The 15539-nt window shown below is 70.2% G+C and carries 11 protein-coding genes; 7 read left to right on the plus strand and 4 right to left on the minus strand.

The genetic code is table 11. The features are described 5' to 3' along the window. Nucleotides 1-11: 11 nt before the first annotated feature. From H6726_15540 to H6726_15555, 4 genes are all read left to right on the plus strand, one after another. Entirely contained in the window at nt 12-1571 is a 1560-nt protein-coding gene (locus H6726_15540) for a hypothetical protein (GenBank protein ID MCB9659064.1), read from the plus strand. Nucleotides 1572-1764: 193 nt separating this feature from the next. Continuing rightward, a complete protein-coding gene (locus H6726_15545; GenBank protein MCB9659065.1) occupies nt 1765-2940 on the plus strand; it encodes an AAA family ATPase in 1176 nt (391 codons plus the stop codon). Beyond that, nucleotides 2937-3902 (plus strand): DUF58 domain-containing protein, encoded by a 966-nt coding sequence (locus H6726_15550; GenBank protein MCB9659066.1) that lies wholly within the window; start codon nt 2937-2939, stop codon nt 3900-3902. Before H6726_15545 ends, H6726_15550 begins: the two co-directional genes overlap by 4 nt. A 19-nt stretch (nt 3903-3921) precedes the next feature. Further along, nucleotides 3922-5916: a VWA domain-containing protein gene (locus tag H6726_15555; GenBank protein ID MCB9659067.1), complete on the plus strand. Its 1995-nt coding sequence runs from the start codon at nt 3922-3924 to the stop codon at nt 5914-5916. 142 nt (nt 5917-6058) lie between these two features. On the opposite strand, the gene H6726_15560 is transcribed toward H6726_15555, so the two are convergent. After that, complete coding sequence (locus H6726_15560; GenBank protein ID MCB9659068.1) at nt 6059-6775, minus strand: transglycosylase SLT domain-containing protein; 717 nt, start codon at nt 6773-6775, stop codon at nt 6059-6061. Nucleotides 6776-6882: 107 nt separating this feature from the next. After that, nucleotides 6883-8928 carry a hypothetical protein gene (locus tag H6726_15565; GenBank protein MCB9659069.1) on the minus strand — a complete coding sequence of 682 codons (2046 nt, stop codon included), beginning with the start codon at nt 8926-8928 and terminating at the stop codon, nt 6883-6885. Nucleotides 8929-9474: 546 nt separating this feature from the next. On the opposite strand from H6726_15565, the gene H6726_15570 reads away from it, so the two are divergent. Both H6726_15570 and H6726_15575 read left to right on the plus strand, forming a co-directional pair. Beyond that, entirely contained in the window at nt 9475-10473 is a 999-nt protein-coding gene (locus tag H6726_15570) for a hypothetical protein (GenBank protein MCB9659070.1), read from the plus strand. 120 nt (nt 10474-10593) lie between these two features. Further along, nucleotides 10594-11589: a D-alanine--D-alanine ligase gene (locus H6726_15575; GenBank protein MCB9659071.1), complete on the plus strand. Its 996-nt coding sequence runs from the start codon at nt 10594-10596 to the stop codon at nt 11587-11589. A gap of 46 nt (nt 11590-11635) precedes the next feature. Here the strand turns inward: H6726_15575 and H6726_15580 are convergent, their stop codons facing one another. Further along, on the minus strand, nt 11636-12535 hold the full coding sequence (locus H6726_15580) for a HEAT repeat domain-containing protein (protein MCB9659072.1): 900 nt from the start codon (nt 12533-12535) through the stop codon (nt 11636-11638). Nucleotides 12536-12739: 204 nt separating this feature from the next. Between H6726_15580 and H6726_15585 the strand changes: the two genes are divergently transcribed. Then, nucleotides 12740-15112: a DNA internalization-related competence protein ComEC/Rec2 gene (locus H6726_15585; protein ID MCB9659073.1), complete on the plus strand. Its 2373-nt coding sequence runs from the start codon at nt 12740-12742 to the stop codon at nt 15110-15112. Here the strand turns inward: H6726_15585 and bcp are convergent. Then, entirely contained in the window at nt 15054-15527 is a 474-nt protein-coding gene (bcp, locus tag H6726_15590; GenBank protein MCB9659074.1) for a thioredoxin-dependent thiol peroxidase, read from the minus strand. The two genes, H6726_15585 and bcp, sit on opposite strands and share 59 nt — an antisense overlap. Nucleotides 15528-15539 lie beyond the last annotated feature (12 nt).

A 15539-nucleotide genomic window follows, 5' to 3' on the forward strand; every position in this document is an offset into this window, starting at 1 on the left:
TTCGGGCAGCCATGGCCATCGCGCTAGTCTTCTCGGTGGTCGCTGTCGGCCACCTCGGCCACGCGCAGCGCGGCACTGCCGCCTCTCTGGACGGGCAGGTCCGCGCCGCGGAGCTTGCCGTGGCGGAGCTACGCCTGGAAGACGCTGCGCAGCTCTCACGGGTCGCTGCAGCCAACGCTCCAGACGAGCCTCGTGTGTTAGCACTGACGGGCGTAGTGGCCTTCCACCAGGGGCAGTACGGAGAGGCCGTCGCGCTGCTCACGCGCGCAGGCAGCGCGGGGGGCGCCGCTGAGCTGTTGCCCATCGCGACCGCGACGCGCGACTTGGTCGCTCCAATGCGCGAGAGTGCTTCGTCGGATGGCAGGTACCGCGTACGATACCAAGCCGGTCCCGACGCGCTCCTCGTGCCCTACGCACTCGACGCGCTCGCCGCAGCAGACCGCTTCATCAGTCGTGCGCTGGGATACCGGCACCCTGGCCCGATTCGCCTGGAGCTCTACCCAGACGCCGCAAGCCTCGCGCAGGTATCATCGTTGACAGTAACCGACATCGCGCGCTCCGGCACCATCGCCCTCTGCAAGTGGGACCGGCTGATGGTGACCTCCCCTCGCGCGTTGGCTCACGGGTACGCCTGGACCGACACGATCTCCCATGAATTGGTGCACTTGGTCCTGGCTCGCGCCACGCGTGACAAGGCGCCAGTCTGGGTCCACGAGGGCATCGCGAAGTACCTGGAGACGGGGTACCGGCGCGGCCGCAGCGCCTTCACACTGGACCCGGTGAGCGCAGGAATTCTCCACGAGGCCGCCTCGGCGCGCGCCCTGCTCCCGTTCGAACGCCTGCATCCGTCCATCGCACTGCTTCCGTCCCAACGGGACGCCGCGTTGGCGTTCGCGCAGGTCTCCACCTTCGTGGAGGGGTTCCACACGCGCTACGGTGACGCAGCGCTGTTGGCCTTGGTGGAGCGACTCGCACGCGGGGAGGACGCACAGGAGGCGTTCGCGGGCGTCGCGGGGATCACGTTCGCCGAGCTCGAAGACGCATGGCGCACGCAGGTGCGTGCCCGACCAACCCCCGGCGCGCCGCGGCTCCTGCCACGCAGGCTGGTGGCTGCCCAGCCGGGCCTGGGCGATGCCAGCGAAGGCGGCGAAGATGTCTCGGCGCTGAGCAACGAAGCCCGTCGTCGGCTGCGTCTCGGTGACCTGCTCTTCGGACGCGGACGATTCGGTGCCGCAGCCACGGAGTACGCCCATGCGTTGCGCATCGCGCCGGACGACCCTGTCGTGGCGGCACGCTTCGCCCGCTCGGCCCTCGCGAGCGGGCAAGCCGAGACCGCCGTCACCGCGCTCCGGCCGGTGGTCGTGACGCACCCGGAGTACGCGCCCTCGCACGCCCTGCTGGCGGAGGCCCTGTCGACCGCGGGGCAGAGCGAGGAGGCGCGCCAGATGGCCATGCAGGCCATCCGGCTCAACCCATTCGACCCGAGCCCGCACTGCGTGCTCGCGAGCGTTGGCAGCGAGTCCCAGCGGAGTGACGAGGCCACGCGCTGCGCCAGCCTCGCTCGCCACTGACCCTGGAGCTCCACCCTCGGCGACGCGCCGCCCGAGGAGGGCGAGGCGAAGGTCCTGCATGCGTCGTTCGATGCCCCCCCAGCCCCCTGGAGGCTCCTCGAGCTGGAGAACGCTCAACAATCGCGTGAAGTCGTGGCCGCTTCACGGTATGACGAGCGCAGCGAGCGCGCGAGGCTCGCTGCCGATTCCCGCCATGACCCACGCCCACGCGCCGCTCCCCGACGACACCCTCCTCCCGACGGATGCCCCGGAGCCGTCGTCCGCGGATACTCCAGCCGCTCGAGCCGTGGCCACCGGAGCGCCAGGTTCGGAGAGCGCATCGGTCTCTGCGGGGCGCCCTGCAGGTTCCCCTGCAGCGACCGCCCCCTCCACGGCTCAGGTAAACGCCGAGAGCGACGCAGACCGCATCGCGGCGCTGGGGCAGGCGAGGGACCGCATCCTGCGCGAGGTCAAGAAGCGGATCGTGGGTCAGGACGACGCCATCGAGTTGCTCCTGGTGACCCTGTTCGCCCGCGGCCACGGGCTGTTCGTAGGCGTCCCCGGGCTGGCCAAGACACTGCTCATCACGACGCTGGGCGAAGCGCTGTCACTCGACACGAGCCGCATCCAGTTCACACCCGACCTCATGCCCAGCGACATCACGGGCACCGACGTCTTGGAAGAGGGGGACCACGGCAAGCGCGCCTTCCGCTTCGTCAAGGGACCTGTTTTCACGCACATCCTGCTCGCCGACGAGATCAACCGCACCCCGCCCAAGACACAGGCCGCGCTCCTGCAGGCAATGGCGGAAGGCCGTGTCACCGCGGGCTCCTCCACCTACCTGCTACCTCCGCCGTTCGCCGTCTTCGCCACCCAGAACCCGATCGAGCAGGAAGGCACCTACCCCCTGCCCGAGGCGCAGCTCGACCGCTTCCTGCTCCAGATCGACATGGCGTACCCCAGCGAAGAGGACGAGGTCGAGATCGTGCGTCGCACGACATCGCCCATCACGGAGGCCCCCAAGGCCGTGCTCTCCCTGGACGAGATCCTGGCGCTGCAGGCACTGGTCCCGCGTGTCCCCATTGCAGACCACGTCGTCCGCCACGCCGTCGCGCTCGTGCGCGCGACGCGACCCGACGCCCCCAGCGCACCCGACGCCGTGCGGGAGTACGTCACCTTCGGCGCAGGCCCGCGTGCCAGCCAAGCCCTCGTGCTCGGCGCCAAGGCCCGCGCTGCCCTCGACGGTCGCTTCGCCGCGGAGACCACGGACGTGCGCGCCATCGCCAAGGCCGTCCTGCGACACCGACTGGTCGTGAGCTTCCGAGCCGAATCCGAGGGCGTCCGGCCCGACACGCTGATCGACCAGCTGCTCGAGAGCATTCGCCCGTGAGCCCAGCGGCGGCCGTGGTCGAGAGACGGCCTCTGTCGAAGGAGGTCGCGGCGCGTGCCGCCCTGCTCAGCCTACGCGCACGCGCAGCTGCAGATGCCCTGCTGGCTGGCCATCACCGCAGCGTGCGTCACGGCGCCAGCGCGGTCTTCGTGGAGCACCGTGAGTATCGCCCGGGAGACGACCCGCGCCGCCTGGACTGGCGCGCTTTCGCACGCACGGACCGTCCCACGGTGCGCCACTTCGAGCACGAGGCTCAGCTGCGAGCCACGCTCGCCTTCGACCGTTCGAGCTCCATGTACTTCGGCGATCCGCCCCCCGCCGAGACGCCGACCAAGGCCGAGCATGCCGCGACTCTCCTCGCGGCCCTCGCGTACCTCTTGCTGCGTCAGGGCGACGCGTTCGGTCTCACCTACGTCGACCGTGACGCGGAGCTGAGCCACCCCCCTCGCTCGAGGCCCGACCACTTCGACGACCTCCTCGGATCGCTCGCCACCAACGAGCGTCCCCCCGAGCGCTCCGCGTCCCGAGCCACGAGCCTCGCCACGGCGCTGACCAGCATCGCCGAACGCAGCCACCGGCATGGGGTCGTCGTGCTCGCCAGCGACCTGCTCGACCCAGACGGTCTGGCGACCAGCGCGGTGCCTCCGCCGTGGTGCGCGCCGATCGCGCTGATGGCGCGACGGGGCCAGACCGTGCTCGTGCTGCACACGTTGACGCGCACGGAGCTGCTGCTCCCCGGGACCGAGCCAGCTCGCTTCGAGGGCCTCGAGGGTGAGCCACCCACCGACGCGGACCCCGCCGTCGTGGGTCCGCGCTATCGCGACCGCGTCTCACGTTTCTGCGCAGACGCGGAGCGGGGGATCACGGCCGCGGGCGGACGCTATGTGCTCACGCGCACGGACGAGGCACCGGCCCTCGCGCTCGCCCGGTTGCTTTCGTCGGGTCCGCGCGGGAGAACCTGACGTGGGGTTCGAAGCACCCTTGGCATTGCTCGCCGTGGTGTTGGCGGGCGCACCCATCGCCATCCACCTGATGCGGCGACGCGATCTCCGTGTCGTCGTACTGCCGACGCTGTCCCTCCTCCGGGACGCCCAGGCCGAGAGCCGCCAGCGGCTGCGCGTGGCGGACCTCCTGCTGCTCCTGTTGCGCATCCTGGCCTTGGCGCTGCTCCTGGGCAGCGTCGCGCGACCGTACTCTCTGACCCACACGGTCGCGAATGGTGACGACGCCGTGGCCCTCGCCATCGTGCTCGACGACTCCGCCAGCATGGGTGTCCGAAGCGCAGACACGAACGCATTCGACGCGGCACGGACCGCGGTCCACCTGGCGCTCGACGAGCTCCCGTCTGGGTCGGAGGCGATGGTGCTGCTGGCCGCGGCCCCCGTACGCGTGCTCGTCCCGCGCACCTCGGACACGGACGCCGTACGAGACGCTCTGAACCGGCTCGCCCCCTCGGGAGGACACGCGGACGTGATCACGGCCGTCCAGCGTGCGCGTCGGGAGCTCAGCAGCGCCAGCGCACACGACCTCCGAATCCTCGTGCTCTCGGACCTCCGCGCCGGGACCGTGCCGGAGGGTGGCATTCCACCCCCACGAGGCGCCTCGCTCACGGTGATGCCGATCGCCCCACGCATCGGGCCGAACTTGGCGCTCCGAGACGTCTTGGTCACCCCTTCCCACGAAACCGCAGACGAACTCCTGCTCCAAGCCACCGTGGCGCGCACGCCGACCGACGTCGACCCGGAGCCCGAGCGAGCCGAGAACCCCATCCCATGTCGCGTCGTCGTCACCGACGGCGCTGGCCGCGAGCTGGCGAGCGCCCCGACGACGCTCGAGGGGCCCGTCGCCACCGTTCGGCTGAGCCTTCCGCAGCAGTCGGCCGACGCCGCGACGCGCGATCGTCGCGTGTTGGTCCGACTCGAAACGGACGGAGACATCTTTCCAGGGGACGACCAGCGCGTCGTGGCCCTCGACGGACGCGTGGCCGCGCACGTAGGGGTCGTGAATGGGTCCCCTCATCGCTCGCCACACATGGATGAAGTCACGTTCTTGCGCGCCGCCCTGGACGCCATCGCGACGTCCGACCTCACCTTGGACATCACGATGCTGGACGCAGCCTCCATCGAGACGAGCGCCCTCGACACACTGGACGTGTTGGTGCTCGCGAACGTCGCCACGCTCACGCCGCAGCAAGGAGCTCGCCTCGAGACGTTCGTCCGCGACGGGGGTTCGGTGCTCGTCACCGCAGGGGACCAGGTTCAGATCGCTTCGTATGCAGCGGCCCTCCCCAACTGTCTGCCGGGCCGCCTCGAGCCGAGCAGCCCAGCCCCGGTCGGCGCGGTCGTCGGCGAGGCACCGCTCGCGAGTGTTCCGTCATCGCGCGTGGAGCGACGGCTGCCGGTCGGGGCGCTCGAGCTCGGCGCCAGCTCACTGCTTCGCTTCTCTGACGGTAGCCCGCTGCTCGCCGGGCGAGCGCTCGGCCAGGGGCGCTGCGCCGTGTTGACGACGACGGTCGACCTAGCGTGGGGGGAGCTCCCCTTGACGCCCGAGTTCGTGGCGCTCATCGAGCAGACGCTGCGGTGGCTGCTCGGGGCGCGACGCCCGACGACAGCTCCGCGCGCAGGCGAACCGGCGGAGCTCGCCATCCCTTCCGCGCCCGTGAGCGCGACCGTCACGACTCCCGAGGGAGAAGAGCTCCCCGCGCCCGCAGGAGGTGTCTTCACGTCCACTCGGGCACCAGGTCACTACACCGTGCGCCTCGACGGTGTCGTGTCCGAGCGCCTCTCGTTCACTGTCGGGATCGACCCTCTCGAGTCGGACCTGCGCAGCAGCCCCTATGAAGGGACTCCGGCTGAAGCGGAGAGGGGGGCGGGCGCTGCGCGGCGACGCTCGTGGGTGCCCACGCTCTTGCTCCTCGCTGCGCTCTCGCTGGCCGCCGAGGGTCTACTGCGGACGCGTCTCCCTCGCGCCGTTTGACCGCATCGAAGCACCGCACCAACCGTCGGGTGCGCGCCGCGACCGAGATGCCCAGGGGGGATCGCGGTGGCAGCGCAGGGCGCCGCCATCGCGTCGTCCTCGCCTCCTCAGCCGTACGGACCCGAGCCGCCGGTGTACGACGTCAGCGGGACGTTTGGCTTTCACCCTGCGGCGCGCCCCGCTTGGCCAGCTCGAGGAGGCGGGAGCGCTCCGTCAACACCCGCCGGCTGTAGCTCGTGGCCTGGCATGTGCCGCCGTTGTACATCCCCAGGCCAGCTTCGACGCTCCCACAACGACGGATGGAGTTGGCCAGCAGCTGGATTCCCACACGCAGCACCTCCTCCTGGCATGCGTCAGCCGCCGAGCGGCAGCGCCGACGGTAGCGCTCGCTCTGAACGAACTCGACGTCGGCCCCCGCACCCCTCGGGTGGAGCTGCACGATGCCGCGCTCCCCCACGCTCCCCTCGGCGAACGGGTTCAGTCCGCTCTCCCGCAGTACCACGGCCGCCACCAAGAACGGGTCAACGTCTTCGACTCGCGAAATGCGGGCAATCAACCGTGCGTACAAGGCAATTCGAGCGCGGCACCCGGCCGGGGCCGATCGGCAGTGCGAGGCGTACGTGCGACGTCCGTCCGGGGCCTGCCAGATGGTGAGGCGCTCGTCGAACGCGCGCGCAACGGACAGCGCGGTCGCTTCCTCGGCGCTCTCCCCGCCTCCCACCTGCGCCGCAACAACCCCAGAGAGGGCGAGATGCAACGTCAGGCAGCAGCCCGACAGCACGGTGGCGTGAGAGCCCGTCCGACGCACGGAACGCGAGAACGACGTGTGCCCGTGCGGGCCTGTGGGGGGATGGGTCATGGCTCTCCTCGGGGGGTGGGGTACGGGCGTAGGGGTAGTTCACACCCCGCGCCACCCGACACCCCCCGAGAAGAGCTTATTGCGTAATTTAGATCACACAAACAAGCTCAGTCGTCGTCCGAGTCCTCGTCGTCCTCGTCGTCCGCATCGTCGTCATCCAAGTCCTCGTCGTCTGCGTCGTCGTCATCCGAGTCCTCGTCGTCTGCATCGTCGTCATCCGAGTCCTCGTCGTCTGCGTCGTCGTCATCCGAGTCCTCGTCGTCTGCATCGTCGTCCGAGTCCTCGTCGTCCGAGTCCTCGTCGGCGTCGTCTTCGTTCTCCGACGCCTCTGCCGAGATCAAGACCTCGTCGTCGTCATCGTCGGACACGGCTGGCGCATCATCACCGTCGCCCTGCTCGTCAGACGCCTCTGATGCCAGCGCGTCTTCGCCAGTTCCTTCGCTAGTGTCCACATCGGACGCCGCCAGGTCGTCCTGACCCCCGCCGCGCCGCCGGCGCCGCCGCCGACGACGACCACCACCAGAACCCTCGGCGCCGTCCTCCGCGTCTTGGCCAGGCTCGTCCTCGGAGCCTTCGCCTTCGTCTCGATGCGGGTCATCGTCCGCGACCTCGGTGCGCACAACCTCGACCTGCCGCGTGCGACCAGGGCCCTTGAGCATGTCCATCAAGTCGGCGTCGATGCCGCTGAGCCGGACCTGATGCGAGACGATGCCCACGCCGACGCGCTCCATCGCCTCTGCTAGTCCTGCGCCATCGAGCAACGCGCAGGGCGTCGCGTCGAGCACCGCGGCCTCTTCGCGAGCCCCACTGACCACCTGGGCCAAACCGACGAGCCACGCCACACGGGCGTTCCCGTAGTGGTGCAGGCTGCCCCGGACGTCCACGACGCGCTCTCGTGTGATGTGTCCTTCTCGATACACGATCACGGCCAGCGGCAGCTCGTGCGGCCCCTGGCGCAGCGTGCCCGCGAGGTGGAACTCGTTGCGCTGGCTCCCCGGTCGCCGCACGGCGCGCAGCCCGACCACCCCCTCGGCGTTGAGCCAGCTCGCCACCAACTCCAGCAATCCGGCGTTCGGCAGATCCCCCACCATGCGCAGGAACCCACGCCGCACAGCGTCCTGTTGCCGCGCGAGCGCGCGACGCAGCTCTGCCTCCGCCCGCAATGCGTCGTTCGGGAGAGACCAATCAGTGAGCTCCACCGCATCCCCCCACACGCGGAAGCGTGGGCGGGCGCCTTGGAGCTGAGCCCGCGCGTTGTCGGCGCGGACGGCTGCGGCGACCGTAGGCGCCAGCGCCGCGGCGCTGCCCTGCAGCCTCCCCTCTTCGACCAACAGTTGGGCCAGCTGCTCGTGAGACCGAGCAGGTCCCTGGCGTGCGCTCAGGGCGCGCTCGAGAGCCTCGACGAGGCCGATGCCGACCGTCTCGCCTTCACCGGGCTCGCGCTCCCAGTCACCGAGCACGTCACGCCCGGCTCGTACTCGGTCCCCACGCTCGCCTCCACGATCTCGACGGTTGCGGCCGTTCCGATCGCGATCACGTGCCCCACGGTCACGCTCGCCACGCCCGGCTGCATCGCGGCGCCCGTCGGCCGCGGCGCCATCCTGTTCGACATCCCCGTCGCCGTCCTTACGGCCACGACGACGACGGCGGCGCTTGCGGTTGCGGTCGTCACCGTCGCTCTCGCTCCCACCGTTGCCCAGGTTGGCCAGGATGGGCTCGTCGTCGTCCTCCTCCTCGGGAAACACGTCTTGCCCAGGCAGCTTCTGGGTTGGGCGTGGCTTCTCCACGGGCGCGCTGGCCTCGGCCGCCTCACCCTCGGGGGCCTGCGCCGCCCCATCGCTCTCCTCTTCGTCGTCCTCCACGACCTCGGGCTCGGGGAGTTCGAAGTCCTGCCCCGACTCGTGCATGGCGGCGTCAATGACCGCCGCGTCGAATTCGCGGAGCCCGAACACGCCAGGCTTGACCTTGATGATGGGCGCGTCGCCCCGATCCTTCTTCACCATCGTCGCGAGGCGCGAATTCATGGTGATCTCGGGCGACTTGCCTAGGTGCGACAGGAGCTCCCGCTCGATCGCGATGTCGGTGATGGCCTTGTAGTGGAGCGGCTTACCAACGAGGCGCAGAACCTCCACCGCAGCTTCCGTAAACGTCATGATTGACCTCTTGTGGATGAGCCCGGTGGAGCGATCGCCCTGACCCTCGTCCCACCTCACGCGACGCGCGGGACGGGAACGGCGAGGGGGCAGCTGCGCCCGCGACCCGAGGGACCGCGAGGCGAGCCACCTCACGCGCCGTGGCACGTGAGGCGGAAGACGCTTTCGCTCTGTACGAGGCGCCGCGACCCCAGCGATTTCTGGGGACTCGCCGCGCACTCTCCGGGCAGAGCACGTTCGGTTCGCCGGCGATGCCGCCCTTGCCCCGCTCGCGTCGGGCGGCGAGACCCCTCGACGCATCGAGAACCACGAGACTCGGAGGCCCCGCCGACACCGCGGGCCCGGAGGGTTCCGGTCCCACCGTCGCAGCAGGGAGGCGAGTGTGGAGCGAGGCAGTAGCGCGCATGACGACGAGCGAGGGCGCGCGAGGCGCCCCGAACCCGTGTCGACTACCATCGCCGAGGAAGTAAAGCAATGGCAGCGTCATCCCGAATGGCGTAACACAGCCGCTGACCCGGCGGCGCGGCCGCCTCGACCCGTTTCACCATGCGTCCAGTCCCCCGCACCTCCCTCCGAATCGCCTTCGCGTTCGCGCTGCTGGGAGGGTGTGGGCTGTTCGACGAACCCGTCAGCTCCACGGCGCCGCCCGTGCAGTACGACGTGGCCGCCCCTGCGCTGCCAGCACCCGCCGCACAGCTCCCCTTCGACCCCCGCGTGGCTCGCCTGCTCCCGCAGTCCTACGTGGGGACGGAGCAACTCTGTGACGTGGTCATGCTCGGCGCCGTCCGGCGCTTGCGTCCGGAAGAGGTGTACGGGTACCGTCTGCCCTTCGCAGCGGCCCGCCACGCGCGCTGCGCAGGGACCACCGGAGAAGGCTGGGCCGACCTCTATTTCCGCAAGGATCGCGAGGATCTGAGCGAACAGATCACGGTGGGCACTCGGCTGCGTACGATCGTCCTCGCCGGTGAGGGAGGGTTTGACGACTACACCCCGGTCGACGTCGTCGCTGCGGTGGGCCCCTCTCCTCCCGATGCGCCACGACGACTCATCACGCAGGAGCCCGGCGTCGCGGATCCGTTCGACGATCCCCCGGTCGACCACGAGGTGCGCACGTGCGCCGTGACCTACGCGGGCCAGATCCAGCGCATCGCCGACGGGGTCATCGAAGCCCAGCGCGACGAGGAGCGCGCGCTGGAGGACACCGAGGTGCGCTATCGTGTCCCGCGCTCCCCAGCGCCATACCCGGGCAGCGCCAGTCACCGACTGAGCGTGGTGTGTCAGCACTCGTCCGGGGAGTCGTGGGTCGATGTGGTGTTCACACGCGAGACCTTCCCGTCAGCGCTCGACGTGGTCCGCGGGCGCACCATGGCCCTGCGCGTCTTCCGCTCGGACGGGGGCGTTGGCAATCATCCAATCACCGTTTTCCTGCCGCTCGGCGCGGCCGCTCCTAGCCCGCTGCGGGCCGCGGAGCCCGCAGCCGAGCAACTCGACGGGGGCGTAGAGGCTGCTGCGGAGCCTCCGGTCCCACCCGGGAACATGCGCTGAACCGCCCCTCGTTGTCCCGTCGGGCGATTCGCCCCATACCTCTTTCGCTTCACGGCCACTTTTTTGACCACTTCGTCGCAAAGCTGGTACCGGAAGGTCATCCCCACGGAGCAATCCCCCATGAAGAACAAGCACATCGGTATCCTGCTCGGAGGCCTCAGCGCCGAGCGCGAAGTGTCCATCGCCAGCGGTGAGGCCGTCTACCAGGCCCTCACGGCCGCCGGGTATCGTTGCACCAAGATCTACGTGGATCGCGACATCGATCGCGTGCTGCGTCAGACCCCGGTCGACGTCGCGTTCATTGCGCTGCATGGCACCTATGGGGAGGACGGTTGCATCCAGGGCTTGTTGGAGTTGCTGGGCATCCCCTACACGGGCTCTGGCGTGATGGCGAGCGCGCTGGCCATGGACAAGCTCAAGGCCAAAGAGCTCTTCCGCCTCTACAACGTCCCGACGCCCCCCTACTACTGCGTGAGCCGCGACGACACGGACCGCATCGCGGACATCCACGGCTCGTTCGGGTTCCCGGCCTTCGTCAAGCCCCGCCGCGCCGGCTCATCGGTGGGCGCCGGGCGCGCCAAGGACCTCTCGGAGCTGGAGCAGCTCGTGGAGCAAGCCAGTCGCTTCGATGACTCCGTGCTGGTCGAGCGCTTCGTCCAAGGCCGCGAGATCGCTGTGGGTGTCCTCGATGGGCGTGCGCTCGGTGCCATCGAGATCGTCCCGTCGGCCGGGTTCTATGACTACAAGTCCAAGTACCAGAAGGGACAGAGCGAGTACCACCTCCCCGCCCGTCTCTCACCGACGCGCTACAAGGGCGTGCTCAACATCGCGGAGCGCGCGGTGCGGTGCTTGGACGCGACGGGTGCCACTCGGGTCGACATCCTGGCGACAGAGGGTGAGAACGAGTACGTGCTCGAGGTCAACACGCTGCCAGGGATGACACCCACCTCCCTACTCCCCAAGATCGCCGGCGCGGCGGGGTACGACTTCACCGCGCTGTGCGAGGCCATCTTGAAGCGGGCCACGCTCGGCGCGAGCGCGGGGGTCGACAGTCGCGGAGCCTCCGACAACGCTGCGGACAGTGGTGACCGCAAGCAGGCCATCGCGGCCTGCTGAGGATCGAGTCTCGGTCGCTGCCCGTCGTCCGCCCGCTGCCCCCGAGTCAGTTCCCTGCGGCTGCCTCCGCAGCGCGTTCGCGGGCGCGCTCCTCGATGGCCGTGATGGCTTCGTCGATGGCGGTCCGAATCGCGGGGACCGTCTCCGAGCCGCGCCGCCTGCGGAGCGTGGGCACGGTGAGCGCGTCCCCGACCTGACCGAGCGCGTTCACGACGTGGAGCCGGACGTTCGTGTTCGCATCGTCCAGGAGACGGATGAGGGCGTTCATCTTGTCTGGCCCTCGCAACGACGCGAGCGCGTTGATCGCCTCCAGCCTCTCATCCTCGGGACGGTTCACGTCGACGATGAACGCGACTAGGCGCTCGAGAGCGGCAGGGTCGGCGACGCGTCCGAGGGAACGGAGGGCGTCCAGGCGCACGGCAGGAGCGGGATCGTCCATGAGACGCAGCAGCGCTTCGGTCGCGCGGGTGTCGCCGGTGACGCCCAACGCGAGCGCGCCCCACTGACGGGCGGTCGGGTCGGCGTCGTTCAGGAGGTCCAGCAGCGCCGGCACGGCCGCCGCGTCGGGGAGGCGCCAGAGCGCGGCCGCCGCCACGATGCGCACGTCGACCTGGGGGTCACGCAGAGCCCGCACCAGGTCGGGAACCGCCTCACGCAGGCTCAAGCGGCCAATCGCACGTCCAGACGACGCCCGCACGCGCCAGTCCGGGTCGTGACGGATGAGACGACGCAGGTGTGGCGCCGCCTGCCGCCTGAACCGCCATCCCCCACGAGCGATGGCCTCGACGGCGGCGATCCGGGCGTCCGCGTCCGCAGCGCTGAGCGCCTGGACGGCCTCGTTGTAGGCCGGCTCGTCCATGCGGCGTTGCGCCTCGGCGCCGACGCTGACGAACAGCGCGGACAGACCGAGGGCGAGTGCGACGAGTCGTGATTTTCTGGCGTGCATGAGTAACCCCCAGCGGCGGCCCTGTGACCGTCCACCTTGAGCAGGAACGTACCACAGACGGGGTATACGAATCATGCATTCATTGGGTCTGGCACAAGCCCGGTGGGCGCCGGCGCGGCGCGGCGGCCGCCACGCGCCAGGGCGCCAAGAGGCGAGCGCGTCCCACCACCCCACCGCGGCACGGCGCATGCTCCCCCATCCCGCATGCCGTGGCTCGTCGGAGCATGGGTGCTGGGTGTCTTCCTCAGCGTGGCCAACGAATGTACCCCTCGCGTGTGGCCAGCCGCGCTGGCCTTGGCCATCGCCACGCTGCTCGCGCTGCTCGGGGGGTGGCTCCGCGCTCGCCTCTGGTTGGCGCCGCTCACCCTCCTCGCCGCCCTCTCGGGGCTTTCCGTCGGGGTGCTGCCCAGCCAGGCCGCGCCACCCGGGCTGTACCGACTCACCGGCGAGGTGCTCTCGGTGCGTCGCCGCTCCGAAGACCAGCGGGTCACACTACGTGTGGAACGAAGCGTCGCCCTCGATGGCCGCCGGACAGCCCAACTCGTGGACCAACGTGTCCGTGTCGATTTCCCTGCGGACGACGCGCTCGTCCCAGGGTCCCGTGTACGCGCCCTGGTGCGGTTGAGGCCCCCCACGACGTTCCACAACCGGACGCCGCACCCAGTCTGGCCCGTGGACGCCACGTTCGCGGCCGCGGGCCGTTCGGTCGCCGACGGTCCCCCTACCACGCTCTCGCGACCGCTCGTGGGCCGGGCAGTCGCATGGGCGCGTGAGGCGCTCCGCGCGAGCCTCGATCAGACCCTGCCGGATGACGTCGCAGGCCTCGCGGTGGCGCTGGTCCTTGGTGACGGCGCAGCGGCCGATCAGGAGCAGCGCGACGCCATGCGAGACGCCGGCATGGCGCACCTGTTGGCCGTCTCGGGCCTGCACGTGGGCCTGGTCGGGATGTTCATGGTCGGGCTGCTGCGGCGTCTCTTCGTGCGGCTCGACGTCCTCCGTCCCGACAGGTGGGCAGCGCTCGCTGGGGTCCCCTGCGTCTTGCTGCACGCAAACCTGGCGGGAGGGAGCGCGAGTGCCATGAGGGCGGCGTTCACAGCGTGCCTGGGCATGACGCTCGCGGCGGTCGGGCGGCGGCCTCGACCGCTGGGATTGATGGCGGCCGCTTGCTTGGTGCTCGCGTTCCTCGACCCGCGCGCCACCGTCAACCCAGGGTTCTGGCTGTCGGTGTGCGCCACAGCGGCCATCCTGACCGCCGAGCGTCCCAAGGATCCGCGCTTTCCGGCGCTCGCCACCGCCTGGAGCATCACGTGGCGTACCACCGTCGCCACGGCACCCGTGACCTGGTGGTGCTTCTCTGGCGTCCCGCTGCTGGGCTTGCTCGCGAACCTCGTGTTGCTGCCCTTGGGCGCGCTGGTGGTGGTCCCGTTGGCCAACGTGCATGCCCTCCTGGCGTGCGTGCTCCCGACCGCGGCCGGCGCGCTGAGCGGCCCCGTGCTCGCGACCGTCTGCCGTGCTCTAGTGCATGGAGCCACGGTCTTCGCGCGTCCCGCCTGGGGGTTGGGGCTCCCGCCGTTGACGCTGAGCGAGGGGCTCGTCGTTGGCGCGACCTGCATGCTGCTGCTGGCGGTGCGCGGTCGCGCGAGGGCGCTGGCGCTCGCGACGGCGTGCGTGCTCTTCGTCGCGTCCGAGGCAGCGCTGAGACACCAGGAGCAGCCGCAAGGCGCGTTGCGTGTGACCTTCCTCGACGTGGGTCAGGGGGACAGCGCCATCGTGGACCTGCCAAACGGAGAGGCCCTCTTGATCGACGCAGGCGGGGGCGTGCCGGACCCTGGGGCGCACGTCGTGGCCCCGCTCCTCGCGGCGCGTCGACGCAGCGCGCTGCGCGCCGTGATGATCAGCCACCCGCACCCCGACCACTTCGGCGGGCTCGCGAGCGTGCTCGCGTCGGTGCAGCCGAGCGAGGTCTGGGACACGGGTCAAGGCCAGGCCGAGCACCCCGACATGCCCTACGCCCAGCTGCTGCGTGGCCTCGCGGGCCGTGGCATCTCGGTCCGCGGCCCGGATTCGCTGTGTGGGTCCCGCGACCTCGGGGGCGCTCGCATGGAGCTCCTGTGGCCGTGCCCGCGCTTCGACGCAGGGCACGACGCGAACGACAACTCGTTCGTCATGAAGCTGAGCTACGCCGGCCGCAGCGTGCTCTTCGTGGGAGACGCGGAGCACGAGGCCGAGGCGGCGCTGGTCGCGATGGGTGAGCGCATACGCGCGGACGTGCTCAAGGTCGGGCACCACGGCAGCCGGACCTCGTCCACGGAGTCGTTCCTGACTGCCGTCGGCCCCTCGTTCGCCGTGGCGAGCCAGGGTCGGGACAACGGCTTCGGCCACCCGCACGAAGACGTCGTGGAGCGCTACGCACGCCTGGGCATACCGCTCTACCTCACCTCGCACGTGGGCGGCGTCACCATCCGCACCGACGGCGGACCGTGGGAGGTGGACACCACCCTGACCCCATCGTCAGGCGCTACTTCGCCGCCCTTGCGGCGCGCAGCGCCTCCAGCACCTCGGCCGCATGCTCCTTGACCTTCACCTTCGGGAAGTGCGCCACGACGCGCCCGTCGGGACCGACCACGACCGTGGAGCGCAAGATGCCCATGAAGGCACGTCCATAGAGCTTCTTCTCGCCCCATGCGCCGTAGGCCTCGATCATCGTACCGTCCGGGTCCGACAAGAGCGGAAAGTCGAGCCCATGCTTGTCGCGGAACTTGCAGTGCGACGCGATGGAGTCTTTGCTGACGCCGAGCACCGTCGCGCCGAGAGCGTCCAGCTCCGCGCGCGCATCGCGAAACGCGAGGGCCTCCGTCGTGCAGCCCGGTGTGCTGTCCTTCGGATAGAAGTAGATCACCGCGTAGCGACCAGCCAGGTCCTTCAGCGAGACCTTGCCGCCGTCCGAGGAGTCGAGGGAGAACGCGGGCGCCTTGTTTCCGACTTTGATCATGCTGCGTGGGTA

This window comes from Sandaracinaceae bacterium, assembly GCA_020633055.1.
In the GTDB taxonomy this organism is placed as follows: Bacteria; Myxococcota_A; Polyangia; order Polyangiales; family Houyiibacteriaceae; genus JADJJE01.

Excerpts from the sequence above, each read along its gene's own strand:
- H6726_15560 (MCB9659068.1), bottom strand. The coding sequence starts at position 6,775 with ATGACCCATCCCCCCACAGGCCCGCACGGGCACACGTCGTTCTCGCGT.
- H6726_15580 (MCB9659072.1), bottom strand. The coding sequence starts at position 12,535 with ATGCACGCCAGAAAATCACGACTCGTCGCACTCGCCCTCGGTCTGTCC.
- H6726_15565 (MCB9659069.1), bottom strand. The coding sequence starts at position 8,928 with ATGACGTTTACGGAAGCTGCGGTGGAGGTTCTGCGCCTCGTTGGTAAG.
- H6726_15570 (MCB9659070.1), top strand. The coding sequence starts at position 9,475 with ATGCGTCCAGTCCCCCGCACCTCCCTCCGAATCGCCTTCGCGTTCGCG.
- H6726_15585 (MCB9659073.1), top strand. The coding sequence starts at position 12,740 with ATGCCGTGGCTCGTCGGAGCATGGGTGCTGGGTGTCTTCCTCAGCGTG.
- bcp (MCB9659074.1), bottom strand. The coding sequence starts at position 15,527 with ATGATCAAAGTCGGAAACAAGGCGCCCGCGTTCTCCCTCGACTCCTCG.
- H6726_15575 (MCB9659071.1), top strand. The coding sequence starts at position 10,594 with ATGAAGAACAAGCACATCGGTATCCTGCTCGGAGGCCTCAGCGCCGAG.
- H6726_15545 (MCB9659065.1), top strand. The coding sequence starts at position 1,765 with ATGACCCACGCCCACGCGCCGCTCCCCGACGACACCCTCCTCCCGACG.
- H6726_15540 (MCB9659064.1), top strand. The coding sequence starts at position 12 with ATGGCCATCGCGCTAGTCTTCTCGGTGGTCGCTGTCGGCCACCTCGGC.